Below are 24,538 nucleotides of genomic sequence, written 5' to 3'. Positions count from 1 at the left end.
CCTCGTCGTATCGCAGGCCGTTTATAGCGACGGATTGCGCTTCCACGCTTCGTAAAGCGCCGAGCCTTGCAAGTCGAGCGCATCGAGCGGAACGAGGTCGCCCTGCTTTACATCGGCGAGAAGACGCTTGTTGGCCGCGAGATAGAACGGCGCCGCGACTCCCGCCTTCGCGCGTTCGATGAGCAATGGCGTCGCGCCCTGAATGGTGTGATGATGACCGCCCATGGCAAGCGTCTCGCCCGCCTTGAAGTCGCGTTCGGCACGCGCCACCATTTGCGCGTGCGGCAACTGCTCCGCGCTGCCAGTCGGCTGATTGAGCAGCACCGCCGAAAAAATGCTCATTGGCGTTTCGAGACCCATCAGGTGATACGGCAAGTAGATGCATGCATAGCGGCCGTTCTTGCCGACCACATGGCCCTTTTGCTTGAGCAACTCCCAGGTTTCCTCGTCCTTGCAGCGCACGATGACGAACACGCCGCCACCGAAGCTCAGATCGTCCGGACGACGCAGGCAGTTGAAGACATCGACCACGCCGGTGCGCTCTAGAATGCCGCCGTCTTCCTTCGGCACGAAGATATCGGCGAGTTCATTTAAGCGCGCGAGCGGATAGTTGAGCGCATCGGCAGCCGGCACGAAGCCGGTCGAATTGGCGACGACGTTCATCTCGCAGTAATCGGGCGTCGCGCTTTGCGGCAGCATCGAGAGCGCCTTGCTACGGGCGGCGAGCGTCGCGGCGATATCGTCGCCTGGCGTCCAGCACGCATCGAGCGAGACTTCGTGGCGTTGATCGAGATAGTCGATGGTATGCGCGTCCGGATCGTAGATGAAGTCGTACTCGCTCGACTTGCCAGCCACGATCACTTCGAAACCGAGCACGCGCGCCCACGTCACGAGGCCGATCAGATTGCTCGGCTGATCGCCGTCGGGCGTCGTGTACGTCACGCCGTTTTCGATCGCGAGCCGGTTCAGATACGGGCCCACGACCGAATCGGTTTCCTTGGTCGCCATCGCCACGTGCACGCCGCGCTTCAATGCGTTCTCGGCGATCTGCACGCTCACTTCAGGATGCCCCGTCGCTTCCACGACGATATCGAGCTCCACGTTCTTCAACAGCAGATGGTCGCCCACCAGCGCGATACGGCCATCGGCGCGAGCGGCGCGCACGTCGTCGGCGTTGTTGCAGACGCGCGCAGTATCGTTCGCGAAGCCGAGCGATGCCAGGGCGGCGAGCGTGCCTTCGATATCGATATCGCACAGCGCGGCGATCTCGAGGCCCGGCAACGCGCGGCATTGCACGAGCAGCGAGCGGCCGAAGCCGCCTTTCGGACCGACGAGCGCCATGCGGATCGTGCGGCTGCCGAGCGACTTGAAGAGATGTTCGTAGTTCATGGCGATGTCTGTCCTTTAAGGCCTGATCTTGTGGGGAACGTGAACGGCACGTTTAGCCGATCACCGAGTTGATGAGGAGAATCACGCCGAGCGCGACGAGCGATTGAAACGAGACGAGCAGCGTCCAGGTCTTGAGCGTATCGGCGACCGAGAGGCGGAAATATTCCTTGAAAAGCCAGAAGCCCGAGTCGTTCAGATGCGAGAGCATCAGTCCGCCCGAGCTCACGGCGAGCACCAGAAGTTCGAGATTGACGCCGGGCGTGGCCGCCGCGATCGGCGCGACGATGCCCGCCGCCGTCACGGTTGCGACCGTCGCCGAGCCGATCGCGATACGGATCAGCGCCGCGACCGCCCAGCCGAGCACGAGCGGCGAGATCGACCAATGCGTGGCCCAATGCGCGATGGCGTCGCCGATATGCGTGGCGAGCAGCATCTCTTTCAGGCCGCCACCCGCGCCGAGGATCAGGATCACGGCGGCAGCGGGCGCCACGCTCTTGCCGAGGAGCTTTTGAATCTGCGGCAACGTGAGGCCGCTCTTGACGCCGAGCGACCAGATTGCGAACAGCACGGCAATCAGCAACGAGACGATAGGGTCGCCCACGGTTTCGAGCAGTTCGCGCATCGGCGTGCCGGTCGGCGCGTAGTTGCGGCCGAACGTGCGGATCATCATCAGGACCGGTGGCAACAGGACCGTGATGAGCACGAGCGCGAGCGGCGGCGTGGCGCGGCCGGCTTTCTTGTCGTCGGCGGCAGCGGGCGAATAAAGACCCTCGCCTGGCGTAACCGGCAGAAAGCGCATGACGAAGGCCGTGAAGAGCGGGCCGGAGAGAATGGCCATCGGAACGGCGACGATCAGGCCGAAAAAGATCGTGCGGCCCGCGTCCGCATGCAACGCGGCAAGCGCGAGCGTCGGCGACGGATGCGGCGGCAAAAGTCCGTGCGAGACGTAAAGGCCGGCGGCCATCGGAATGCCGACGGCCATCAGCGGACTTTTCGTGCGATGCGCGATGGCGTAGACGAGCGGGACGAGCATCACGAAGCTCACATCGAACAGATGCGGCAAGCCGATGAGCAGCGACGCCGCGCAAATGGCCGCCGGAATCCAGCGCTTAGAACCGAGTCCGATGAACGCATTGGCAATGCGATCCGCGCCGCCCGATTCGAGCAGCAAGCCGCCGAGCATGGCGCCGAGCCCGACCACGAGCCCCACGGAACTGAGAATGCCGCCAAAGCCTTTTTCGAAGCTCTTGATGACGGCGGTAGGCGCGAGTCCGGCCGCGCAGCCGAGAAAGCCGGCCGTGAGAATGAGCGCGAGAAACGGGTGAAGCTTGACCTTCGTGATCAGCAGTACCAGCAGAAGGATCGCGATAACGGGCGCGATCAACGTATAGAGCGAAGGCGACATGAAGTAGTGCGGCTCGAAAAGCGTGGCGCCCCGCCGGTGTCGACGAGGTTTTTCATTGCGGTATACCGGACGAATGTGGCGCCCGGACGATGGAGTTATTTGCCAAAAACACGGACGAACTACGCGGGCATCGGCAAGAAACCCTTATTTAACGGTGTTTTCGGTCGATCGACATGCAGGTCTCCAAGTCGCGTTCTTATGAATTTCGCAGGCGCCGGGCGACGTTCTGCGCTCTGTCTAATTCTGGTATACCGAAATTTAGTTCTATCGTCGTGTACCGTCAAGTGCGGGATCGCACCTAGGCGGGGCAATTGTCGGCCGCAAATCTCAGGTGACGCGTTCGCTGGTAAAGTGGCATACCAGAGCGACCGAGGATGTCGCCGCGCCGAGGGAACAAGCAAAAATGAAGGACTTAGACGACGAGCAGGAAGGCTTCGACGGTGCCGACGAGCCGGATTCGCTGCTCTCCATGCAGATTGCGCAACGCTTGCGCACGATGATCGCGACCGACGAACTCAAGCCCGGCGAGCGCCTGCGCGAGCGCACGCTCGCCGAACGGCTGATGGTCTCGCGCACGCCATTGCGCGAGGCGCTCAAGGAACTGGCGGGCGACGGCCTCGTCGTCGTGCTGCCTAAGCGCGGCGCGGTCGTGGCGGACCTGAGCGCGGCGGAAATCCGCGAGAAGCTCGACGTGTTGGGCGCAATCGAGGCGTTTGGCGGCGAACAGGCGTGTCGTTTAGCGACGGATGCGGAGATCGCCGAGATTCGCGCGCTCCATCACGAGATGCACGCGGCTTACGAGCGGCGCGACCGCATGAATTACTTCCGGCTCAATCAGGCGATCCACGCGAACATCATCGTGGCGGCCAAGAACGCCACGCTCACGCAAGTGCACGAGCGGCTCAACCGGCAGCTTTATCGCTATCGCTTTCAGGGTAGCGTGACGTCGGAGACGTGGCATACCGCTATCGATGAACACGAGATCATCGTGCAATTGCTCAACGCGCGCGATGGCGCGCGGCTGGGGGAATTCCTGAGGCGGCATGTGCATAGCACCTGGGAGCAGATTACGCCCGAGCGCGACCACGAAGTGAAGGAGCAGACGCTGCAACGCGTATGATCGAGGAACCCTCACCCACCACAAGAAACCATGCTGCCGTCAGGAGACACTTACGAAGCAGTCGATGCCGCCTTCACCTGGCGCATCCCCGCGCGCTATAACATCGCGCAAGACGTGTGCGACAAATGGGCGGGCGGCTCGAACCGGCTCGCGCTGATCGTCGAATCGAACGATCTCTCGCAGCAACGCTATACCTTCGACGACCTGCAACGCCTCTCCAACCGCTTCGCCAATGCGCTCGCCGAACGCGGCGTGCAGCGCGGCGAGCGCGTGGCCATCTTCGTGCGGCAATCGGTCGAAGCGGCGATCGCGCATCTCGCGGCCTATCGCATGGGATGCATTGCCGTGCCGCTCTTCGCGCTCTTCGGTATCGATGCAATCGAGTTCCGGCTCGCGCATTCCGGGGCCGCCGCCGTCGTGACGGACGCCGAAGGCGCGGCGAAGATCGCGTCGATTCGCGCATCGCTGCCGGAGTTGCGCCACATCTTCGCGACCGATGGCAGCGACGCTACGTTCTGGCCCGCGCTCGAAGCGGCATCGGAAGAAGACACTCTCGTCGATACTTCCGCGGACGATCCCGCCGTCATCATCTATACGTCTGGCACCACGGGCAAACCGAAAGGCGCATTGCACGGACATCGCGTGCTCCTTGGGCATCTGCCGGGCGTGGAGATGTCGCAGCAGTGCTTCCCGCTCGACGCGACGCTCATGTGGACGCCCGCGGACTGGGCGTGGATCGGCGGCCTCTTCGATGTGCTCTTGCCTTCGTGGCATCACGGCGTGCCGGTACTCGCGCGGCGCTTCGACAAGTTCGATGGCCACGCCGCGTTCGATCTGCTCGAACGGCATGGCGTGAGCCACACGTTCCTGCCGCCGACCGCGCTCAAGATGATGCGCGCGACGCCGCAAGCGAAAGCGCCGGCGCTCGCGTTGCGTTCGGTGGCGAGCGGCGGTGAATCGCTCGGCGAGGAGTTGCTGTCGTGGGGCCGCGCAACGCTTGGCGTCACCATCAACGAATTCTACGGGCAGACCGAATGCAACGTGGTGCTCTCCTCGTGCGCCAGATGGTTCGAACCGCGCAACGGCGTGATCGGGCGCGCGGTGCCGGGGCATCGCGTAGCTGTCGTCGACGATTCGGGTATGCCGCAGCCTTTGGGCACGCCCGGCAATATCGCCATTGCCGCGCCCGATCCCGTGATGTTTCTCGGCTACTGGCGCGACGAGGCCGCGACCGCGCAGAAGTTTCGCGGCGACTATCTGTTGACGGGCGACCTCGGCATGCTCGACGCGGAGGGCTTCTTTCGCTTCATCGGTCGCGACGACGATGTCATCACGAGCGCGGGTTATCGCATCGGGCCGGGACCGATCGAGGACTGTCTTTTGAGGCATCCCGCCGTGCGCTTCGCGGCGGTCATCGGCGTGGCGGATGAACGGCGCACGGAGATCGTCTGCGCGGTCGTCGTGCTCAACGACGGCTTCGAACCGGGCGATGCCCTCGTGCTCGAACTGCAGCAGCACGTCCGCACGCGGCTTGCGGCGCATGAATATCCGCGCGAGGTGCGCTTCGTCTCCGAATTGCCGATGACGGCGACTGGCAAGATCATCCGCAAGTCGCTGCGCTCGCAGTTCACGTCTTAGCAATCGCGCGTCATACCGATCCGGCGATGAAGTCTCGCAACCACCGATGCGCCGGATCGCGATGCACGCGCTCGTGCCAGAACATCGACATTTCATAGCCGGACACTTCGATTGGCGCGTCCACCACGTGCAGCGCCGCATCGTGCTCGACTAGCCGCAATGGCAGCATGCCCACGAGATCGGTCGATGCAATCAGCGAACGCACGAAGAGAAAATGCGGCGCGGACAGCACGACGCGACGCGCGACGCCGAGTGCCGCGAGCGCTTCATCGGTCGGACCGAAGAAGCCTCCGCCGTCCGGCGACACGATCACATGTTCGAGCGCACAGAACTGCTTGAGGCTGGGTTTGCGCTTGAGACGCGGATGCCCCTTCTTTGCCACCAGCACATAGCGTTCGGTAAAAAGCGCCTGCCGATGCAGACCCGGTGGCGCGCCTTCGGTGATATGAAACGCAAGATCGATCTCGCCGCGTTCGGCTTGTCGCGCGAGACGCGGCGGCGTGGCTTCGAGCACGGCAATGCGCGTCCGCAGTGCGGCCAGCCGCAAGCCGTTTATCGCCGGCATGAGCACGGTGGACTCGCTGTAATCGGTTGCGGCGATACGCCACGTAAGCTCCGCGCTCGCCGGCTCGAATGCCTGCTCCGGCGACACCGCGCGCGCAAGTGCTGCAAGCGCTTCGCGCAATGGTTCGCGCAAACCCTCGGCGCGCGCAGTCGGACGCATGCCGCGCGGGCCGGGCAGCAATAGCGGATCGCCGAAGATATCGCGCAGTTTCGCCAGATGCACGCTCACCGAAGGCTGCGAGAAGTTCAGCCGTTCGGCCGCACGCGTGACATTGTGTTCGGCGAGCAGCGCGTCGAGTGTCACGAGCAGATTGAGATCGAGCCTGCGGAGGATATTATTCATCGTAATGCCTGGCATATTGACTATTCATTTCCAATATACCTTCATCCGCACTAGTCTGGCGGTCATACGAACCAGGAGAGTTGCAGCCATGAATGTGCTGATCGTCTATGCCCACCCCGAACGCCGCTCGCTGAACGGCGCGCTCAACGACTTTACCGTGCAGCGCCTGCGCGATAACGGCCACACGGTGCAGGTGTCGAACCTGTATGAGATGAACTGGAAAACGACGCTCGACGCGAACGACGTGCGCGAGCGCAACACCGACGCGCCGTTTCATCCCAGTCTCGATTCGAAACACGCGTTCGCAAACGGCCTGCAAAGCCACGACATCGAAATCGAACAGGACAAGCTGCGCTGGGCCGACGCATTGATCCTGCAATTCCCGATGTGGTGGTTCTCCATGCCCGCCATCATGAAAGGCTGGTTCGAGCGCGTCTATGCCTATGGCTTCGCTTACGGCGTGGGCGAACACTCGGACACGCACTGGGGCGATCGTTATGGCGAAGGCATGATGTCGGGCAAACGCGCGATGATCATCGTGACGACCGGCGGTTGGGAATCGCATTACGACGCGCGCGGCATCAACGGCCCGATGGACGATATCCTCTTCCCGATCCAGCACGGGATGCTGTTCTATCCGGGCTTCGACGTGGTGCCACCGTTCGTGGTGTATCGCACGAGCAAGATGGATGAAACGCGTTTCGGGGCCACGCGCGATGCGCTCGGAGAACGGCTAGACACCCTCTGGGACAACGCGCCGATTGCTTATAGACGGCAGAATCATGGCGACTACCGCATTCCGCAGTTGACCTTGCGAGACGAGCATGCTGCGGGACAGACCGGATTTGCCGCGCACGTCGAATAAAAAGAAGCGGGCTCCTTTTGCAAGAGGAGCCCGCTTTGCCTTGCACGAGGATCAGTTCGGGTCCGCGTACTTCAAGGTCCAGCTAAAGTTGCGTTGCGCGCCACCCGCAAGAGAGAACGCATTCGCCTTGCATGCGAAGTTCGAGTGCAACTGGCCGACAGGCGTAGTCGACAGCGGATTGGTGACACCGTTCGCGACATCGAAATTCGACAGCGCGCAAGCATCGAAGCCGCTCGTGGCATAGCTCGTCGCGGCGCTATTGGCGTAGGTGACCGAGTTACCGTTCGCGCCCGCCGCCGTGCTTTGAAAGTCCGCGAACGAGGTAAAGTCCGTTTCCACCGCGAGCGGCGCCGCAAGGGTGGCCGAACTCAATGTGTCCGTACGCGTGATTGTGCCATGCGCGAAAGTCAGCACCGTGTGCGCTTGCAGGTCGATATCGGTCGTGTACGCCGCGTTCTTGGTCGCTTGACGGAATTTCGTCGTATCGAAGGAAACGGTCACCTGACCGTTGCTCTCCTGCACGCTCAGATTCTTGTAGTACGTCACCGGAATGTATGTCTTGCCGTTGTACGTCACTTGCGGAATCAGCAAGGCGTAACCCAGGTCGGTCGTGCCGTAGATGAGCTTGTCGGAGAACGGCACCGGATAGTACGGCGAATACGAGTTGTAGTCCGGCGCCTGACTCAGATTCAGGTTGATCACACGCTCGCCATCACGCACCGTCAGCAACGCCGCGTTATACGGATGCGCGCTGTCGCTCGGCAAGTTGTAATACGTGAGCGTGTAATGAGGCAATGCATCGCGCCATGATTTGAAATCGCTGTCGCTCATGGGGGCTTGGCCGCCGAAGCCGAGCTTGCTCCACCACGCGTTGACGTACATGTACTGATGCAGCAGGCTGAAGTTTTCGCCCATCACGCGAGGCTTGCCGCGATATGTGTCCGTGCCGCGCCCCTTCACCCACATGTTCACGGACGGCGTCGGCAGGTTCGGGTCGTACCAAAAGGTGTCGAAGCGCAGCGCTGCCTTGTAGATGAACGTGTAGGCGACCTGCATCTCCTTGGCACTCAGCACGCCCGCGTTGGCTGCGGCCGTGAGAATCTCCATGAAAGCGGAATCGCCGTAAGGTCCGATCGAGCGGCCGTAGTTGAAGCCCTGCCCGTCCGGATTGATCTGCGGCAGAATCAGATCGATCGACTTGCGCAAATAGCCCTTCAATTCCGGCGTCAAATTCGCTTCGTTGCCCATCTCGAGACTGCGCTCGACCGTCTCCGCGATAAGCAGCGTGCTGTAGCGGTCGAAGCGCGCTTGATCGTAGTAGGTCGTATGCGTGTTCGATGCCTCATCCGAGAAGCCGCCCGACGAATCATTGCGGATATGCTTGGTTAACGTGTAGAGCAGCGCATCGCGCGCGCCCATGGTCGCAACCGCCGGGTCCGAAGTGGAGACGAAGCCCGGATTGCTCCAGCCGAGCTTCTGTCTCAGCCCGGCAATGCCATATGACACCGCATAGTAATTCTGCGCCGTGTTGAGCGAAGCCACGTCGATAGACGCGCCGCCAGCCGGGCACGTATTGTCCTTGCCGCTTGCATCGGGGCCGAACATGTCGCAGAACGTGAGGCGGCCTTGCAACGTGTTGAGCATGGCATCGCTAAAGACTTCGTTCAGCATGCCGTTCGCCTTCAAATTGTTGAGGGCGACGAGATAGTAATACTCGCCCCAGGACGTGTTCGCGTAGACGTAGTCGCCGCTCGCGGACTGCGCCATCATCGCCGTGGTTATTTTCTGATAGGTTGCGAGATAGTCGGCGTACTTGGGGTCGCCCTTCTTCTTCATGTCGATGAGGATGTAAGACAGACCGAGCGCCAGCTTGCCCGGCAGGAACTTGTCGCCCGTGTTCGTATCGAGTACGTGCACGGGGCTGCCATCGCCCAGATCCATCACGACCTGAGTGAAATCCGGCGACTTGCGGATGAGGTCGAAGAGCGCGCGCATCTGGCCCATCATCGTGATGGGAACGCCGGCGCCGGCGGGCACGCTCGTGTCGTTCGCGCCGTAGACCACGGCTTGAAGCGAATTAGCCGCCACAGCGGCGGGCGGCGGCGTGGAACCATCCGATGAGTCATGGCCACCGCATGCAGCGAGGACGAGCGCCGAGAGCGTGCCGAGCGCGAACGCACGCGTGATTTGCCTGTTTCGATTCATGTTGTCTCCGTCTTTAGTTATGAATGTGGGTAGTGCGGGGGGTTTCTTTTGCGCCTCCTTTGGGCGCGTGATCGACACCAGACGTTATTTGGCCTTCCGAAGTTTTTCATCGGAATCGGTGAAGATTAGAAATGATTTGAATGAAGCCCCGAGCTTGAGTCAGCGAACTTTATCGGAAAACGTTTTCCAAATTTAGGCTTTGTAAGCCGATGCTGTCAAACGTTTTATCCAACGACTTGATAAGGGATTACCCGGCAAGACAAAGGCATGGTTTTGCACGGAGTCAGGGTTTCGGAAACAAAAAGGAAACCGTTTACTCATTTTTTCGGCTACAAACCAATGTGGGCTTTCACCGCGAAGTGACAAGAAAGTCGACTTCTGCGCGAGATGAAAGAAACGCGGCATGCGTCTTCTGCCATGCCGTCTGCTTTCGCGCTGCAATAAGGGAATTTGAATCGGATAACAGCGAGACTCAATCCGCGAACGGCTCATGCGCCTCGAACGAGGCAAGCCGTTGCGGACCGATCGATAGGCTAAACGCCTAACGCACTTCCATCTTGCGCTTTACGATAAGCGCGAGCGGCACAGTGAAAAAGATATGCGACATGAATCCGCCGATGACGACAGCTGGATCATAGTAATTCGGATGATTGTCCGAAGCGATCATGATGGCGACATGCATCACTATCCACGCGAGCACGGCATAGAACAATGCGATGAACGTCGCCTCGTAGCCGCGTCGGCGAAAGTACGGCCAGACGAGTGCGAAGAGAATGCCCCAAGCAATGGCGAACACGAAGTGAATACCCGTGCCAATCACATACGCCCAAATGCCGCTCGCTTCCTGAAACGCTTTTCCGAAGACCAGCCCGGTCGCGTTACGCGGAATGCCCGCGAGGGGCATCAGATGCTGTACGCCTACCCAAATCAATGCTTCGTAGATCCAGATGACGACGGCGCCCGCCAGACCACCGGCTACACCGGCGCGTATGGCCGACGACGCGCTCGTGGGCTTGGGCGTTGCAATGCCGTTCGGAAACTGACTGCCGCTCGGATGCAGGTTGCTACTCATGGACGCTTCTCCGGAATGGTTATCAGGCGATGACGCAAGCTAGTCCCTGTGTTTGATCACGCAAAGGATGGGTTAACCATGCCCATGGGCCGGAAAATGCACTTCAGCGTGATTTGGCGCGGTATTGCGCAGCAAGACCATGCGGTGCCCGATAAACAGATTCGATGCCTTCGAAGCGTTTTCGCATGAGTGAGGCGAAGCGTCTCGGTGAAGCCGCGTACGGCATGAACGACGCTTTCCTTGCGTATCATTTGCCTGGCTATCTGTTTTGTTTATCGACCTTCAGAAGCGAGGTGTGTCCGCTTCGCCTTGGTGCAGCATGCGGGCGCCGCAAACGTTGACGCTTTAGAGCGCCGACGAAGCAGGATTGCCGGGTATACGCCCTCTCCCTATCGCGAAACTCTTTCGTCATCCTCCGTACTCGCTGGAAAGTGACCCGACGACCTCAGGAGACGATGATGCGATTACTCTGCAGCAACCCCGCCCTACTCAGACGATGCATCCGCACGGTTTATGCGTGGCTTGCTCTTTTGACGACATGCGTAATCATGGCGCCTCAAGCAATGGCGGCCAATTCAAGCGGTCTAGCCGACCTTCCCTCGATCCTTCCCGCGATGAACTGCGCGGCAGTCGCCACGCTCGATCTAAGCGGCTTCACCGATGGCACCGTCACCATCACCTCGGCCACGGTCCTTGCAAAAGGAACGGTCATCAGCAACCCCGGCATGCCTCCAGGCGCGACGGCTGGACCCGGACTGCCTTCCGAAGTGTGCGATATCAAGGGAACCATAGGCCCTGGCGCATCGCTCTTTGAATTGCGCTTGCCGACGCAGGGCTGGACGCAGCGCTATCTGCAAACGGGATGCGGCGGTCTATGCGGCAATCTCTCGATCAGCGCGCCGATGGCATCGACCTGCGTGCCGGTCACGAACGGCCAGATCGCCATCTCCGCCACCGACATGGGCCACGAAGGCGGCAACGATGGCGCATGGGCGCTGGATCCGAAAGCCAAGATCGATTTTGCTTATCGCGCGGAGCACGCCACGGCGCAGGTATCCAAGGCGATCATCAACAAGTTCTATGCGCGCGCTCCGAAGTACTCGTATTTCGACGGCTGCTCAGACGGCGGACGTGAGGCGCTGATGGAAGCGCAACGCTATCCCGACGACTTCGACGGCATCGTCGCGGGCGCGCCGGCCAACGATCTGATCGTGCAGAACACGTTCCACCACGGCTGGGCGGCGGCGGTCAACATCGACCAGAAGACGGGCAAGTACATTCTGCTCGCCGACAAGTTGCCGATGATTCACGCCGCCGTGCTGAAGTCGTGCGACGGTCAGGACGGCGTGACGGACGGCATCATCGACAATCCGCAGGCTTGTCATTTCGATCCCGCGAGTCTCGTGTGTGCGAAGGGACAGCCCGACGCCACGTGTCTCACGCCCGCGCAAGCCGCGGTGGTGCGCAAGATTCACGATGGCGCCACGGATCAGTATGGCCGTCATCTCGAACAGCCGATCGCGCGTGAATGGGGTTCGGAATTGCAATGGTCGCTCTTCGTGCCCGCGACGGACGCCGGACCTAGCGGCAGCATCAACTTCGTGATGCCGTTCCTAACATACCTCGACTACTTCAACGACTCGCGCCCGAACGCCGCGTTCAGCGATCTGAAGTTCACTGTCGAATCGTTCTGGAAGACCGTGCAGACGTCGAACTATCTCGCTGCAACCGATCCCGATCTGAGTGACTTTCATCGACGCGGCGGCAAGCTGATTCTCTGGCACGGCCTGGAAGACCAGCACATCTCGCCGCAATCGACGCTGCAGTACTACGCGAAGATGAAGGAATATATGGGCGACGAGCGCGTCGAGAAGTTCGCGAAGCTGTATCTGTTCCCGGGCGTTGCGCACTGCGGCGGCGGCGACGGTCCCAGCACCTTCGACATGCTGACGCCCGCCATGGCGTGGGTGGAAACGGGCGCAAAGCCGGGCAAGATCGTGGCATCGCTCGTCGATACGACCGGGCAGACCACGCGCACGCGTCCGGTGTTTCCGTATCCGCTGGCAGCGCGCTACACGGGCTCGGGCAGCACGGACGACGCAGCGAACTTCGTCGCGTACAACCCCGGCAACACCAACGTGAATCCGCATTGGGTCGGCGAGTTTCTTTATTCGCCGGGCTATGAAGCGTCATGCAGCGCGAACGGATCGCAACTCGTGTGCAAGGGCGGCAACCACTGGCGCGCCGCTCATACCGGTCATGACGACGACAACGGCTGGAACGACGGCCGCTGGGAGCACGATCATAGGTGATCGCACTTGATTGCATTTGATCGCACGTGAGGAAAGCGCCGGCGCCTACTTCGAAGTCCGGCGCCTGGTCACCGCCCTCACGATCAACAAGCCGCCGACCATGACCGCCAGCGACATCAGCGTGGTCATGGTCCCGAGCGCATAGATGACCGGCGTGGTCACCGATGTCGTCAGGCCCTGCAATTCGAGCGGCAACGTATTCTGCTCGCCGATAGCCTGCGACGTCCGCGCGATTTCATCCCATGACAGCGTGAAGCCGAACATTCCCACGCCAATGACAGATGGCCCGATGATCGGCAACACTACATTCCTGAAGCTCTGCCACGGCGATGCGCCCAGATCGTGCGCCGCTTCCTCGTAAGCCGGATTGAAGCGGTTGAAGACAGCGAACATCACGAGCAAACCGAACGGCAGCGTCCACGTCAGATGGGCGCCGAGCGCGGAGGTGAAGAGGCCCATCGACGTGGTCCACGAATCCGCGAAAGAAGTAAAGCCCCACTCGTTCGCCAGATACTTGATCACGTTGTCGAGCAGACGAAACGTGAGGCCGATACCGAGCGACACGATGATCGACGGCATGATGAGACTCGCCACCGACACGTAGAACACGGCCGTATCGCCACGAAAACGCCTTCTGAAGGCGAGACCCGCCGTGACCGAGAACAGCACGGTCAGCACCGTGACCGCGAGCGCGAGCTTCACGGAGCGGCCGAACGAAGCCCAGATATCGATATCGCCCACACCCTGACGCAACTGCTCGAACCAGTGCAGCGAGACGCCGCGCATGGGAAACGTCAGACCGCCTTCGGGACCTTGAAACGAGAGAATGAAAATGGTGATGACCGGTCCATACAGGAATAGCACGAACAAGCCGAACAGCAACGCGAGCCAGTAAAAGCTGGCGGGCCGGTGCTCCCGATGTTTCTTCAATCCCGCAATGCCGCTGGCCATGTCAAAGCTCCTTCCTGATATCGACCACACGCGTGAGCGCCCACACGATCATCAGCACGACGGCCAGCAAAATGATCGCGTTGGCCGCCGCGGCGGGAAATTGCAGATAGCCCGTCTGCACCTGAATGATCTTGCCCACCGACGCAATCTGCTGTCCACCCATTACGCCCACTGTGAGAAAGTCGCCCATCACGATGGTGATGACGAAGATCGAGCCAATGACGATTCCGGTCTTCGAGAGCGGCAACACGACATCGCGGATCACCTGCCAGCCGCTCGCCCCGCCATCGCGCGCGGCTTCCAAGAGCGACTTGTCGATACGCATCATCGCGTTGAAGATCGGCACGATCATGAAGAACGTGAACAGATGCACGAACGCGAGCACCACCGAAAAGTTCGAGTACAGCAGCCATTCCAGCGGTTGATCGATGAGATGCGCGTTGATCAGCGCCTGATTCACGAGCCCGTTACGGCCGAGCAGCGGAATCCACGAGATCATGCGGATGACGTTGGACGTCCAGAACGGAATCGTGCAGAGCAAAAAGAGAATGGTCTGCATGGCCGTGGTGCGCACGTGAAACGCGAGGAAGTACGCAATGGAGAAACCGAGCACGAGCGTCACGGCCCATACCATTGCGCAGAACTTGAGCGTCGACCAATATGTCTTGAAGGTCACGCAGACATCGGTGAAGGAGCTGCAACCGTCGAAGATCGCCACATAGTTCTTGAGCGTGAACGCCGGGATGATCTGATATTCGTTGAAATCCCAGAAGCTTACGATCAACGTGATCACGAGCGGCACGATGAAGAACAGCACGAAGGTGAGTGTGAGCGGCGTGGCCTGCAACCATGCGCTCACGCGCCGATGACGCTTCGGCGCTTCCTTCGCTTGCGACAGATACTCGACGGATGCCATCAGCAAATGCTCCTTGTGTGCATCATGCGAACCTCACGTGAACATCAGGCGGCGATGAACTCGTTCCACTTCTGCACCATGTAGATGTTCTCGTCCATCACCGCGTTCCAGCATGCAATGGCGCCCATGCGCTGGGTATAAGAGCCGCCGTCGCGCACCGCGCCGGTCTTTTCGAGCAATTGGCCATCGGGTGCCTTGATGTCCTGTGTCGCGGGCTTGCCTTCCATCCAGTAGTCCCACTCGTAAGCCTGCATGTGCGTCTTGGCCGTCTCCGTCACGCCGGGGTAATAGCCCTGACGCATCAGATAGGCGCCCGCCCAGCCGTCCTGGAACCAGTTGACGAATTCATAGGCCGCATCGAGTTTCTTACCTTGCAGCGAACGCGGAAAGCCGAAGCCCGACGCCCACGAGCGATAACCTTCCTTCAGCGGCTGAAACGTGCAGGCGATACCCATGGTGCGCACCTTCGTGACCGCGGGCGACCACATCGACTGAATGACCACTTCGCCCGATGCCATCAGGTTCACGCTTTCGTTGAAGTCGCGCCAGAAGGCGCGGAACTGACCTGCGCGCTTCGCTTCGATCAGCACCTTGATGGTCTGATCTATCTCGGCCTTGGTCATGTTGCCTTTGTCGCCGTACTTGACCTGACCCATTGCTTCGATGGCCATTGCCGCATCCATGATGCCGATAGCCGGAATGTTGAGCAGCGCCGCCTTGCCCTTGAATTGCGGATTCAACAAGTCGGCCCAAGTGTTGACGGGACGCTTGATGAGGTCCGGGCGAATGCCGAGCGTATCCGCGTTATACGTCGTGGGAATGAGCGTCATCCATTCGGTAGGCGTCGCGGAGAACTCCGTCGAGCGCGCGCCCTTCAAGAACATCACTTTCTTCGGGGCCGTGCCCTGATCGCCAATCTTCTTGCCATTCACTTCGCCCTTCGTGAGCACCGGCGTGATCTTGTCCGCGAGCTTGATGCGCTTCGCATCCATGCCGGCCAGCGTGCCCGCCGGAATCAGCTTCTTGAGCGAAAAGTATTCGGTATCGACGATATCGAACGAGTTGGGCTGCGTAATGATGCGCTTGGTGACGTCATCGGTCGTCACCGGAATGTATTGAATCTCGATGCCCGTGTCCTCCTTGAACTTCTTCGCAATGTCCGCGCTCTGGTTGACCGCCGTGCCGAGATAGCGCAAGGTGATCTTCTCTTGTGCATGCACGTAAGGGAACCCGGCAATGCCCGCCGCCGCCACGGCGCCCTTGATGAAAGTGCGGCGCGTGCGGCCGCGGCTTTCCAGTTCCTCTTTGGTCTCTTTGATTTCCTGAGTCGCTTGCGGACGTGCATTGTCATTGCTCATAGCCTTCCTCCTCGTTTCGGGTTTTGATGTGTTTGGCACAAGCGCGCATCACGCCGCGAGCGGATGCGCGTTGCGTTGATCCCACCAGACGGTCACGCGCGCATCGGGGCCGAGGCGCTCGGCGTCGTAGTCGGCATCGCTGACGATAGAAACGAGTTCGGGGGAACCGTCGAGCGGCACGAGCGTCATGCGCACATGCGTGCCTTGATACTCGGCCTCGCGCACCGTGCACGCGAGTCCGCCGATACGGCTCAGTCCTCCCTCGCCCGCACTCGTGCCGGGGGTCGTGCCCTGCGGCGCGATCCGCAGATGATCCGCACGCACCGTGAAAAGCCCGCCCTTCGAACCGAGCACGTTATGGCCGCCGAGAAAGCGCGCGACGAATTCGGTGCGCGGCCGGTTGAAGACTTCGAACGGCGTGCCGCTTTGTTCGATATGACCGTGACTCATCACGACGACGAGATCGGCGAGCGCCATTGCTTCTTCCTGCGAGTGCGTGACGTGCACGAAAGTGATGCCCAGTTCTTTCTGCCAGCGCTTGAGTTCGGCGCGCATCTGCACGCGCAGGAAAGGATCGAGCGCGGAGAGCGGTTCGTCGAGCAAAAGACAGCGTGGTTCATTGAGCAAGGCGCGCGCGAGTGCCACACGCTGCTGCTGCCCGCCGGAAAGCTGCGCGGGCTTGCGGTTCGCGTAGGGCGACATGGCGACGAGTTCGAGCAGTTCGCCCGCGCGCTTTCTGCGTGCTTCCTTCGCGACGCCGCGCATCTTGAGGCTGAAGGCGACGTTATCGAGCGCGGACAGATGCGGAAAGAGCGCGTAGCTTTGAAAGACCATCGCGGTGCCGCGTGCGGCCGGCTGTTCGCGCGTGACGTTGCGCCCGCCGATCAGCACATCGCCTTCGGAAATCCACTCGTGCCCCGCGATCATGCGCAAAGTCGATGTCTTGCCGCAGCCCGAAGGACCGAGCAGGCAACAGTACGCGCCGCCGGGAATGCGCAGGTCGATCGCATCGACGGCGACGGAATCCGCATAGCGCTTCGTCACGTGAACGAGTTCGATATCGGCGGCTGTCGCGTGAACCACGGTTGATGCCGGCTGAACCATGAAGGCTTGTCCTTATGAACGCGCTGACGGGAAATGGCTTGCAGCGCGAAGCCATTGCAAGACATATGCCATTTGCTGTCGTGGTTCGGCTTCATCGCATGCAACGCGTAGCGCAGCATGCGTGTCGACACGTTGGCTCGCATATTGCACACGATCGCAAACCTCGATCGTCGGCACGTCGCGACGCGAGGCGTGTACGTTCGCGGTGCGCAACAGGTCCGCCTTGGGGCACGACGTAACCAAACCGGTTCATGCATTCATCGACAATGAGCGACTTCAATCCCGATGTACTCCGATCGCACGGCCGTTTCGACTATCAAGCGATTCATCATGGCGAGCCGTATTGCTGGCCGAACGGCGCGCGTCTCGCGGTTTATCTCGGCTTCAACCTCGAACACTTTGCGTTCGGCGAAGGACTGGGGGCCGCGCTCGGACCACTATCGCCGCAACCGGATGTTCTCAACCATAGTTGGCGCGAGTACGGGAATCGCGTGGGCGCGTGGCGTTGCATTGAATTGTTCGATGCGCTCGACATGCCCGCGGGCACGCTCATCAACACGTCGCTCTACGATCATTGCCCCGAGCTGATCGAAGCATGTGTGGCGCGGGGCGATGAACTCATCGCGCACGGTCACACGAACGCCGAGCGTCAGAGCGATTTCGACGAAGCCGGCGAGCGCGCACTACTCGCGCACTGTCGCGAACGCATCCTTGCGGAGTCGGGCGTGATGCCGCAAGGATGGCTATCGCCGTGGATCTCGGAGACGCATCACACGCCGGACCTTCTTGCTGAAACGGGTTACGGCTACACGCTCAACTGGTGTCACGACGACCGGCCCGTGCGCATGAAAACACGTCACGGCGCGCTGTGGTCCGTGCCTTATCCGCAAGAGCTGAACGATCTGCCGATGATCATGGCGCGGCATCTCGACATGTGCGCGTTCACCGACATGATCGTCGACCAGTTCGATGAAATGCTCGAACAGACGCAACGCGCGAGCACGCCGCAGGGCCTCGTCATGGGAATTGCGCTGCATCCGTATATCGTCGGGCAACCGTATCGCTTGCGTCATTTACGGCGCGCGCTCGCGCATATCGCGGCGGCGCGCAACGACATCTGGCTCACCACGCCCGGCGCAATCGCGCGGCAGATGGAACTGGCGGCGAGCACGGCCGCGCGCGCCGCATGAGCTCGCCGCGCATGCGTGATAAAGCCGATGCCGCCGATATGCGCATCTATCGAAGCATCTTCGACGGTGTGCTGAGCCGGCGTCTCGCGCCCGGCACCAAGCTGCCCGAGCCGGAACTGTGCGAGCTCTTCGGCGTGGGCCGCGCAGTGGTCCGGCGCGCGCTCGAAAAGCTCGCGTACGACGGCATCGTGGTGTTGCGGCCCAACAAGGGCGCGGTGATCGCACAACCGACGCGCGAGGAAACGCGCGAGGTGTTCGAAGCACGCCGCTCGGTGGAACGCGCGCTCGTCGAACTCGCGGTGGAGCGCGCGAGCAGCGCGGACATTGCCGCCTTGCGCGAGCAACTCAACCAGGAACACGAAGCGATGCACCGCTTCGATCAACCGTCATGGGCGCGCCTCGCGAGCGAGTTTCATCTGCGTATCGCGGCGCTCGCGGGCAATGCCATCCTGCTGCAGTATCTGAACGAACTCGTCTCGCGCTGCTCGCTTATCGTTGGCGTCTATGAACCGGCGGGCAACGCGCCTTGCGAGCACGACGAGCACACCGCCATTCTCGATTGCCTCGAACGACGCGACGCAAAAGGCGCGGCGGCGCATATGAACGCGCATCTGCAGGGACTCGAAGCGCGTATAGAAACCACACGGATGCCGGGCACCAAAAGCCTTGCGCATCTGCTCGGCATTGAAAAGGTGCAATGACATGGAAATCGACTTCGAGGCCATCACCGAATACCAGCGCTACAAGCTGATGGCAAGCCTCATCGTGCCACGGCCCATTGCGCTCGTGACCACGCTCGGTGCGGATGGCACCGTGAATGCCGCGCCTTTCTCGATGTTCAACATGCTCGGCGAAGAACCACCCATCGTGATGATCAGCATCAACCGGCTCGCGGATGGCACGCTGAAAGACACAGCCGCGAACGTCCCGCGCGAGAAGGAATTCGTCGTGCATCTCGCCGATGAAGCCATCGCCGAGCAGATGCATCGCTGCGGCGAACGCTTCGCCGCCGATGTCAGCGAACTCGACGCGGTTGGTTTCACCGCGCTGCCGTCGCTGCGCGTGAAGCCGCCGCGCATCGCCGAGGCGCCCGTCGCGTTCGAATGCGTGCTGTGGGAAACGCTGGAAACCGCGAGCCGGCACATCTTCATCGGCAAGGTATTGATGCTGCACGCACGCGACGAACTCATCGACCTCGACACCTGGCGCGTGCGCTTACAGCATTACTTTCCGGTCGGGCGCTTCGGCGCAAGCGATTACGTGACGACCCGCGACCGCTTCGAGTTGTAACATGGAGACCGTCAAGGCTCGCGACCGCCATCATGCCCTCCACCGTCCGCAATTCGCTGCTATGGGTTTTCGAGCCGCTCGAGAGCGATGACACGTTCATTCAAAAGCGCATGTTCGGTTCCGACGCCGCGTATATCGATGGACTGATGTGTCTCGTGGCCGCCGACCGCGACAAGCCCTGGAATGGCGTGCTCGTATGCACCTCGCAAGAGCATCATGCAGCGCTCATCGAAGACATTCCGGCTTTGCAGCCACATCCCGTGCTCGGAAAATGGCTTTACGTGCCGCAGGAAGATCCGGCGTTCGAAGACACGGCGCGTCGGCTCGCGGAACTCGTACTCGCTCGCGATCCGCGCATCGGCGTCGTGCCGGGTGCGCGCAAACGGCGCAAACCAGCGAAGCGCAGCGCGCTTGCACGGACTTGAGCCTGTCCGATAACGCACGGCGAACCAGCGTACACTGAGCGACTGCGCACGATCAGGTTCCATGATCGGTCAGCGCCTTTCGCTACCCGTTCTGCCCTCGTACTCATGCCCAAATCAACGCACAGTGGCGCGGCCGTGCCCGCCACCGAAGCGGAACGTCTCTATACGCTGCGAAGCTTCGACGTACTCGATTCGTTGCCCGAACCCGCTTTCGACGACATCGCCACGCTGGCCGCGACGATCTGCCAGTCGCCTATCGCGCTCGTTTCGCTGATCGACCGCGACCGGCAATGGTTCAAGGCGTGCATCGGTCTCGGCGCACGCGAGACCCCGCGCGATCAGGCGTTCTGCGCGCATGCCGTTCTGGAACCCACCTCGCTGCTGGTGATCGAGGACGCGACGCTCGATCCGCGTTTCAGGGACAACCCGCTCGTGCTCGGAGAGCCGCATATCCGCTTTTATGCGGGCGCGCCTATCGTCACGGACGACGGTCACGCGCTCGGCACCGTCTGCGTGATCGACCGCGAGCCGCGTGCCTTGAGTCAGGAACAATGCACGGCGCTCGAATCGCTCGCGCGTCAGGCTGCCATCATGCTGAAGCTGCGGCGCATGGGCATTCAGCGCGGCGAGGAAAAACGCGAGCTGCAGCGCAAGATCACCGACGCACTCGCCGATGACGACGCCGCGCACGAAACGTTCAAGCAGAATCAGCGCGTGGGTTCGGTCGGGCAGTTGACGGGCGGCATCGCGCACGACTTCAACAATCTCCTGCAGACCATCAGCACGTGTCTGCAACTCGTCGAGCGTCGCGCGCACGATGCGGATCAGGTGCGCCGTTGGAGCGCCAACGGTCTGCAGGCGGTCACGCATGGCGCGGCGCTCATCAGGCAATTGCTGACGTTTTCCCGGCAGGAATCGGTCGAACTGGAGTCGCTGTGCGTCACGCGTTCGGTGCACGGCATGAAGGAACTGCTGGCGCGCGTGCTCGGGCCCGAAACCCAGCTTGCGTTTCAGCTTCGCTCCGAAGGCGTTCGCGTGCTGACCAACGCGACGCAACTCGAAGCGGCGCTGCTCAATCTCGTCATCAACGCACGGGACGCAATGCAAGGACGCGGGCGAATAGAAGTCGCCACACGTGTTTTCGAAGCCGAGGGCGACCCCGATCTCGCGAATGGCAATTACGTGGAGCTGCGCGTGTCGGATACCGGCCCCGGCATGCCGCCCGAAGTCGCCCGGCGCGCGTTCGAGCCTTTCTTCTCGACCAAGCCCGAAGGCAAGGGCACGGGGCTCGGGCTTTCGCAGGTGTATGGCGTGGCGCTCAAGGCGGGCGGGATCGCGCGTATCGGCACGGAACCGGGCGCGGGCACGACCGTCTCGCTGTATCTGCGAACGGCCGTTCAGGAAGCGGGCGATGCTGACGGCGAATGCGAATCGGCGAGCCCGGTCGCGCTGCGAAAGCGCGTGCGCATCATTCTGGTCGATGACGAAGCCAACGTGCGCGAAGCGTTATCCGAACTGCTGCGCGACGCGAACTACGATGTCGAAGCGGTGAGCGGCGGCATTGCGGCGCTGCAAGCGATCGATCGTTCGCCGCCCGATGTCGTTGTGACCGATCAGGCCATGCAGGGATTGAACGGCGGCTTGCTCGCGCGCATTCTCGCGGAAACGCATCCGCGTCTGCCGGTGATGTTCATGACCGGCTACGACGATATCGATGCCGTCAAGGCGACGCTGCCCGAGGACGCCATCGTATTGCGCAAGCCCGTCTTACTCGATGAATTCGCGCAGGGCGTGCAGACGTTGCTGGGCGACTAGCGCTGTGGCTCGTTGCGCGGCCAGCTGCAAGAAAACGACTGAGCGTTTCCGCAGTGCAGGGAAACAAGGTAAGGACTGATGGAGGGATAGTTCGCCGGTTTCCCAGTCGCTCGTCTATGGATTTTCCTGACGGTATCGATTGCAATCCACAGGTGGCTGCGCGCGCGAGCTTTCATCCAGTTTAACGAAATACCGCTAAACGTGCGCCGGAAGCGTGCAAATTCCGTGGCAGTCCCGCAAAAAACAACGCCATTGTTGTTTTAACGAGCGCTGATGTTTTCCCCAAGTTACACTCCGCTTCGCAGTCTCTACAGTGCTCACCGCGCATGCGGCGAAGGCCTCGCCGCCGCGCATTTCCAAGCCTTTCTTCTCTGCGAGTTCCTGATGAAAATGTCTCTCAAGAAAGCTGTTGCCCTGTTGGCGGTCGCCGCTATCTTCGCACCGAGCGTGTCGTTCGCCGAAGCGCAATATCCGAACAACAAGCCGCGGCCTGCTTACAAGAAGCACAGCCACAAGCATCACGCAAAGAAGGCCGCCGCAGCATCGCAGTAAGCAGGATCATGAATGCCGGGCGCGGCATTCATGCGGGCTTCATGCTCGCCGATTGCCGCGCTCAACCTGCATCGCCTGAACTGATCACCGTCTGCATGCTCTTCAGAAGCGTGCGCAGATATCGCAGTAACCCCACCGTATCGCCAAATTCCATGAAGCCTGGCCTTTCTCCGTCGCTGAAAAGCCGTGCGCCGTCGAGCGCTTCGTCGATGATGATTCCGCCATACGCCGCGTGCGGACGATAAACGCCCGTCTCGACATGCAAGGTATTGGCATTGACGGCGGCATCGCGGATACGCATCAGAAACTGCACTTCGGGCGTGCGCGAACCGGACAGGCGATGCGCATCGAAAAAATCGGCGACGGCGAGAATCGCGTTCGTCGACGGCACGCGAAGCGCGAAAGCCATGCGATCGGCGGGATCGTCGAGAGACGGAAGCGACGGCGGCGGATCGTCCGGCGCGCGCTTGGCAGGCATGCCGTCTTCACTATGCGTGTGCGCTTCGGGATGCGCGTGGCGCATCGTCAGGAGCCGCTCCACGCCGCTGAAATCGGGCGCAGGACCGCCGTTCTCGATCCATCCGCTCAATAGCGCCGCGTGGATATAGAGCGATTGCAACTGGGCGTCGATAAACGCGACACCCATGCGGCAGACATCGGGGGATTGATTCTCGGGCATGTCGTCTCCTGTGAGGGCAGTCAGCGCAAGCGCGCTGACTGCGGTCCTTCTTCGAATAGCACGAAAGATCGCAATATTCGCACCCGCAAGAGGCGACATCGACGGCGCGGTGCGAACGCGCCGTCATCGATAGCACTTAGAAAATATTGCGCAGCCCGATGGAAACGCCCGTTTGATTCGAGCGTCCCGGCAGTTCCACGAAGCCCGCGCCCGTTACCTTGTTGAAGTCCACCGTGCCGTAGACTTCGGTGCGCTTGGACAACGCATATTCCGCGACCGCCACGCCCGTATAGCGATTGCCGCTGCCGACTTCTCCACCGCCGATCGCCGCATTCTTCATGTGGTCGTAGTAGAACGCGCCGGTGAGCAAGAGCGCGGGCGTCACTTGATAGGTGATGCCGGTGAAGGGCCCATCGTCGCGACGACCCGAGCCTTTGAGGATATCCACGCCCGACACGAGATCGCGTTGCGACAGCGTGCTATCGACGAAACCGGTGTCATCCGTCGAATGCAGATAGCCGACGTAGAGCTTTGCCTGACCGATGGTATAGACCGCGTTGGCGCTCCAGATCTTCTGCTTGTTGCTGGCGTTGTCGCTGTTTTGCTGGTAGCCGCCGCCGATGGCAAGCGGCCCCACGGCATACGAAGCCGTGAAGCCGTACATGTTGCCCGCGCCCATGTGACCCGGCACCTGGCCCGAGAAGCCGCCCGCGCCCGTCGACGTGTAGTTGGTGCCGAACGAGTACATCGCCGCGACCGTCAGACCCGCGAACGTGCCGTTGTACTTCACCGCGTTATCCGCATAGAGACCGGCGCCGAGCGCGACCGGCAACCACGCATTCTCGAAGTAGTTGCCGACCGTGAGCGGGTCGTAGGTATCGCCCAGCATGTCGAAAAGCGGCGTCTTCTGGCGGCCGAGCGTGAGCGTGCCGTACTGGTTCGACAGACCGACATACGCCGCGCGATTGAACTCGCGCTGGCTATCCGAGTACTGGCCGTTCTGCAATTCCACGCCGCTTTCCAAACGGAAAATCGCCTTGAGACCGCCGCCGAGATCTTCGGTGCCTTTCAAGCCGATCCGGCTATTGGTGATTGCGCCGTTGGTCATGAACACCTTGCCGTCGTTGCTGGCATTGGCGTTGGTGAGATAGCGCACGCCGACGTCGGCGACGCCGTACAGCGTGACCGAACTTTGCGCGAATGCGGTGTGACAGGCGAGTGCAATGGCCGTGATGCCAAGGGCGGATACGGCACGCGATGTGATCGTCTTCATGGATGTCGTGAGCTGGATGCTTTGATCGATGTTGTATGTCGCGCTTTGCCGATGGCTCTCGTGAAGCCGATC

21 protein-coding genes are annotated in these 24,538 nt (G+C 61.2%); 10 read left to right on the top strand and 11 right to left on the bottom strand.

Going from position 1 to position 24,538, the window contains the following annotated elements; genetic code table 11:
* Positions 1-21 precede the first annotated feature (21 nt).
* Positions 22-1,389 (bottom strand): homoserine dehydrogenase, encoded by a 1,368-nt coding sequence (locus tag P9250_RS06555; RefSeq protein WP_310391868.1) that lies wholly within the window; start codon positions 1,387-1,389, stop codon positions 22-24.
* 52 nt (positions 1,390-1,441) lie between these two features.
* Positions 1,442-2,794 (bottom strand): gluconate:H+ symporter, encoded by a 1,353-nt coding sequence (locus P9250_RS06550; RefSeq protein WP_310391867.1) that lies wholly within the window; start codon positions 2,792-2,794, stop codon positions 1,442-1,444.
* A 403-nt stretch (positions 2,795-3,197) separates the two neighbouring features.
* Between P9250_RS06550 and P9250_RS06545 the strand changes: the two genes are divergently transcribed.
* On the top strand, positions 3,198-3,914 hold the full coding sequence (locus P9250_RS06545) for a GntR family transcriptional regulator (RefSeq protein ID WP_310391865.1): 717 nt from the start codon (positions 3,198-3,200) through the stop codon (positions 3,912-3,914).
* Between the two features lie 30 nt (positions 3,915-3,944).
* A complete protein-coding gene (locus P9250_RS06540) occupies positions 3,945-5,552 on the top strand; it encodes an acyl-CoA synthetase (RefSeq protein WP_310391863.1) in 1,608 nt (535 codons plus the stop codon).
* Positions 5,553-5,562: 10 nt separating this feature from the next.
* Here P9250_RS06540 and P9250_RS06535 read toward each other — a convergent pair whose 3' ends face one another.
* Positions 5,563-6,459, bottom strand: a complete 897-nt coding sequence (locus P9250_RS06535; protein WP_310391861.1) for a LysR family transcriptional regulator — start codon at positions 6,457-6,459, stop codon at positions 5,563-5,565.
* A gap of 88 nt (positions 6,460-6,547) precedes the next feature.
* On the opposite strand from P9250_RS06535, the gene P9250_RS06530 reads away from it, so the two are divergent.
* Positions 6,548-7,324 (top strand): NAD(P)H-dependent oxidoreductase, encoded by a 777-nt coding sequence (locus tag P9250_RS06530; RefSeq protein ID WP_310391859.1) that lies wholly within the window; start codon positions 6,548-6,550, stop codon positions 7,322-7,324.
* Between the two features lie 51 nt (positions 7,325-7,375).
* Here P9250_RS06530 and P9250_RS06525 read toward each other — a convergent pair whose 3' ends face one another.
* Both P9250_RS06525 and P9250_RS06520 read right to left on the bottom strand, forming a co-directional pair.
* Complete coding sequence (locus tag P9250_RS06525) at positions 7,376-9,529, bottom strand: hypothetical protein (protein WP_250527629.1); 2,154 nt, start codon at positions 9,527-9,529, stop codon at positions 7,376-7,378.
* Between the two features lie 541 nt (positions 9,530-10,070).
* Positions 10,071-10,601 (bottom strand): hypothetical protein, encoded by a 531-nt coding sequence (locus P9250_RS06520; protein WP_250469272.1) that lies wholly within the window; start codon positions 10,599-10,601, stop codon positions 10,071-10,073.
* A gap of 455 nt (positions 10,602-11,056) precedes the next feature.
* On the opposite strand from P9250_RS06520, the gene P9250_RS06515 reads away from it, so the two are divergent.
* Positions 11,057-12,913, top strand: coding sequence for a tannase/feruloyl esterase family alpha/beta hydrolase (locus tag P9250_RS06515; RefSeq protein ID WP_409014817.1), 1,857 nt, complete (start codon positions 11,057-11,059; stop codon positions 12,911-12,913).
* Positions 12,914-12,958: 45 nt separating this feature from the next.
* On the opposite strand, the gene P9250_RS06510 is transcribed toward P9250_RS06515, so the two are convergent.
* The 4 genes from P9250_RS06510 to P9250_RS06495 are packed head-to-tail and all read right to left on the bottom strand — an operon-like array spanning position 12,959 to position 17,242.
* A complete protein-coding gene (locus P9250_RS06510) occupies positions 12,959-13,864 on the bottom strand; it encodes an ABC transporter permease (protein WP_284503942.1) in 906 nt (301 codons plus the stop codon).
* A gap of 1 nt (position 13,865) precedes the next feature.
* A complete protein-coding gene (locus tag P9250_RS06505) occupies positions 13,866-14,780 on the bottom strand; it encodes an ABC transporter permease (protein WP_244830873.1) in 915 nt (304 codons plus the stop codon).
* 44 nt (positions 14,781-14,824) lie between these two features.
* Positions 14,825-16,138: a PotD/PotF family extracellular solute-binding protein gene (locus tag P9250_RS06500; protein WP_244830874.1), complete on the bottom strand. Its 1,314-nt coding sequence runs from the start codon at positions 16,136-16,138 to the stop codon at positions 14,825-14,827.
* A 48-nt stretch (positions 16,139-16,186) separates the two neighbouring features.
* Positions 16,187-17,242, bottom strand: coding sequence for an ABC transporter ATP-binding protein (locus tag P9250_RS06495; protein ID WP_244830875.1), 1,056 nt, complete (start codon positions 17,240-17,242; stop codon positions 16,187-16,189).
* A gap of 251 nt (positions 17,243-17,493) precedes the next feature.
* Here P9250_RS06495 and P9250_RS06490 point away from each other — a divergent pair, with 251 nt between their 5' ends.
* The 6 genes from P9250_RS06490 to P9250_RS06465 all read left to right on the top strand — a co-directional run bounded on the left by P9250_RS06490 (position 17,494) and on the right by P9250_RS06465 (position 22,514).
* Positions 17,494-18,432 (top strand): polysaccharide deacetylase family protein, encoded by a 939-nt coding sequence (locus tag P9250_RS06490; RefSeq protein ID WP_310391856.1) that lies wholly within the window; start codon positions 17,494-17,496, stop codon positions 18,430-18,432.
* Positions 18,433-18,443: 11 nt separating this feature from the next.
* On the top strand, positions 18,444-19,133 hold the full coding sequence (locus P9250_RS06485; RefSeq protein ID WP_310391854.1) for a GntR family transcriptional regulator: 690 nt from the start codon (positions 18,444-18,446) through the stop codon (positions 19,131-19,133).
* Between the two features lies 1 nt (position 19,134).
* On the top strand, positions 19,135-19,722 hold the full coding sequence (locus P9250_RS06480) for a flavin reductase family protein (protein ID WP_244830878.1): 588 nt from the start codon (positions 19,135-19,137) through the stop codon (positions 19,720-19,722).
* Positions 19,723-19,754: 32 nt separating this feature from the next.
* Complete coding sequence (locus tag P9250_RS06475) at positions 19,755-20,147, top strand: hypothetical protein (protein ID WP_309846963.1); 393 nt, start codon at positions 19,755-19,757, stop codon at positions 20,145-20,147.
* A gap of 105 nt (positions 20,148-20,252) precedes the next feature.
* On the top strand, positions 20,253-21,962 hold the full coding sequence (locus P9250_RS06470; RefSeq protein ID WP_310391852.1) for an ATP-binding protein: 1,710 nt from the start codon (positions 20,253-20,255) through the stop codon (positions 21,960-21,962).
* Positions 21,963-22,235: 273 nt separating this feature from the next.
* Positions 22,236-22,514, top strand: a complete 279-nt coding sequence (locus P9250_RS06465; RefSeq protein WP_244830880.1) for a hypothetical protein — start codon at positions 22,236-22,238, stop codon at positions 22,512-22,514.
* 61 nt (positions 22,515-22,575) lie between these two features.
* Here P9250_RS06465 and P9250_RS06460 read toward each other — a convergent pair whose 3' ends face one another.
* Both P9250_RS06460 and P9250_RS06455 read right to left on the bottom strand, forming a co-directional pair.
* Positions 22,576-23,193, bottom strand: a complete 618-nt coding sequence (locus P9250_RS06460) for a hypothetical protein (RefSeq protein WP_310391848.1) — start codon at positions 23,191-23,193, stop codon at positions 22,576-22,578.
* 136 nt (positions 23,194-23,329) lie between these two features.
* Entirely contained in the window at positions 23,330-24,466 is a 1,137-nt protein-coding gene (locus P9250_RS06455; RefSeq protein WP_310391847.1) for a porin, read from the bottom strand.
* Positions 24,467-24,538: the final 72 nt, after the last annotated feature.

It is taken from the genome of Caballeronia sp. LP006 (genome assembly GCF_031450995.1).
In the GTDB taxonomy this organism is placed as follows: Bacteria; Pseudomonadota; Gammaproteobacteria; order Burkholderiales; family Burkholderiaceae; genus Caballeronia.
The sequence above is the reverse complement of the archived record's forward strand: the minus strand, read 5'-3'. Positions and strand labels throughout refer to the sequence as shown.

Bases quoted from the DNA above. Each gene is read 5' to 3' on its own strand.
- P9250_RS06505 (WP_244830873.1), bottom strand. From the start codon at position 14,780: ATGGCATCCGTCGAGTATCTGTCGCAAGCGAAGGAAGCGCCGAAGCGT.
- P9250_RS06525 (WP_250527629.1), bottom strand. From the start codon at position 9,529: ATGAATCGAAACAGGCAAATCACGCGTGCGTTCGCGCTCGGCACGCTC.
- P9250_RS06520 (WP_250469272.1), bottom strand. From the start codon at position 10,601: ATGAGTAGCAACCTGCATCCGAGCGGCAGTCAGTTTCCGAACGGCATT.
- P9250_RS06460 (WP_310391848.1), bottom strand. From the start codon at position 23,193: ATGCCCGAGAATCAATCCCCCGATGTCTGCCGCATGGGTGTCGCGTTT.
- P9250_RS06535 (WP_310391861.1), bottom strand. From the start codon at position 6,459: ATGAATAATATCCTCCGCAGGCTCGATCTCAATCTGCTCGTGACACTC.
- P9250_RS06490 (WP_310391856.1), top strand. From the start codon at position 17,494: ATGCATTCATCGACAATGAGCGACTTCAATCCCGATGTACTCCGATCG.
- P9250_RS06485 (WP_310391854.1), top strand. From the start codon at position 18,444: ATGCGTGATAAAGCCGATGCCGCCGATATGCGCATCTATCGAAGCATC.
- P9250_RS06455 (WP_310391847.1), bottom strand. From the start codon at position 24,466: ATGAAGACGATCACATCGCGTGCCGTATCCGCCCTTGGCATCACGGCC.
- P9250_RS06510 (WP_284503942.1), bottom strand. From the start codon at position 13,864: ATGGCCAGCGGCATTGCGGGATTGAAGAAACATCGGGAGCACCGGCCC.
- P9250_RS06540 (WP_310391863.1), top strand. From the start codon at position 3,945: ATGCTGCCGTCAGGAGACACTTACGAAGCAGTCGATGCCGCCTTCACC.
- P9250_RS06530 (WP_310391859.1), top strand. From the start codon at position 6,548: ATGAATGTGCTGATCGTCTATGCCCACCCCGAACGCCGCTCGCTGAAC.
- P9250_RS06545 (WP_310391865.1), top strand. From the start codon at position 3,198: ATGAAGGACTTAGACGACGAGCAGGAAGGCTTCGACGGTGCCGACGAG.
- P9250_RS06495 (WP_244830875.1), bottom strand. From the start codon at position 17,242: ATGGTTCAGCCGGCATCAACCGTGGTTCACGCGACAGCCGCCGATATC.
- P9250_RS06550 (WP_310391867.1), bottom strand. From the start codon at position 2,794: ATGTCGCCTTCGCTCTATACGTTGATCGCGCCCGTTATCGCGATCCTT.
- P9250_RS06515 (WP_409014817.1), top strand. From the start codon at position 11,057: ATGATGCGATTACTCTGCAGCAACCCCGCCCTACTCAGACGATGCATC.
- P9250_RS06475 (WP_309846963.1), top strand. From the start codon at position 19,755: ATGCCCTCCACCGTCCGCAATTCGCTGCTATGGGTTTTCGAGCCGCTC.
- P9250_RS06470 (WP_310391852.1), top strand. From the start codon at position 20,253: ATGCCCAAATCAACGCACAGTGGCGCGGCCGTGCCCGCCACCGAAGCG.
- P9250_RS06555 (WP_310391868.1), bottom strand. From the start codon at position 1,389: ATGAACTACGAACATCTCTTCAAGTCGCTCGGCAGCCGCACGATCCGC.
- P9250_RS06500 (WP_244830874.1), bottom strand. From the start codon at position 16,138: ATGAGCAATGACAATGCACGTCCGCAAGCGACTCAGGAAATCAAAGAG.
- P9250_RS06480 (WP_244830878.1), top strand. From the start codon at position 19,135: ATGGAAATCGACTTCGAGGCCATCACCGAATACCAGCGCTACAAGCTG.
- P9250_RS06465 (WP_244830880.1), top strand. From the start codon at position 22,236: ATGTTTTCCCCAAGTTACACTCCGCTTCGCAGTCTCTACAGTGCTCAC.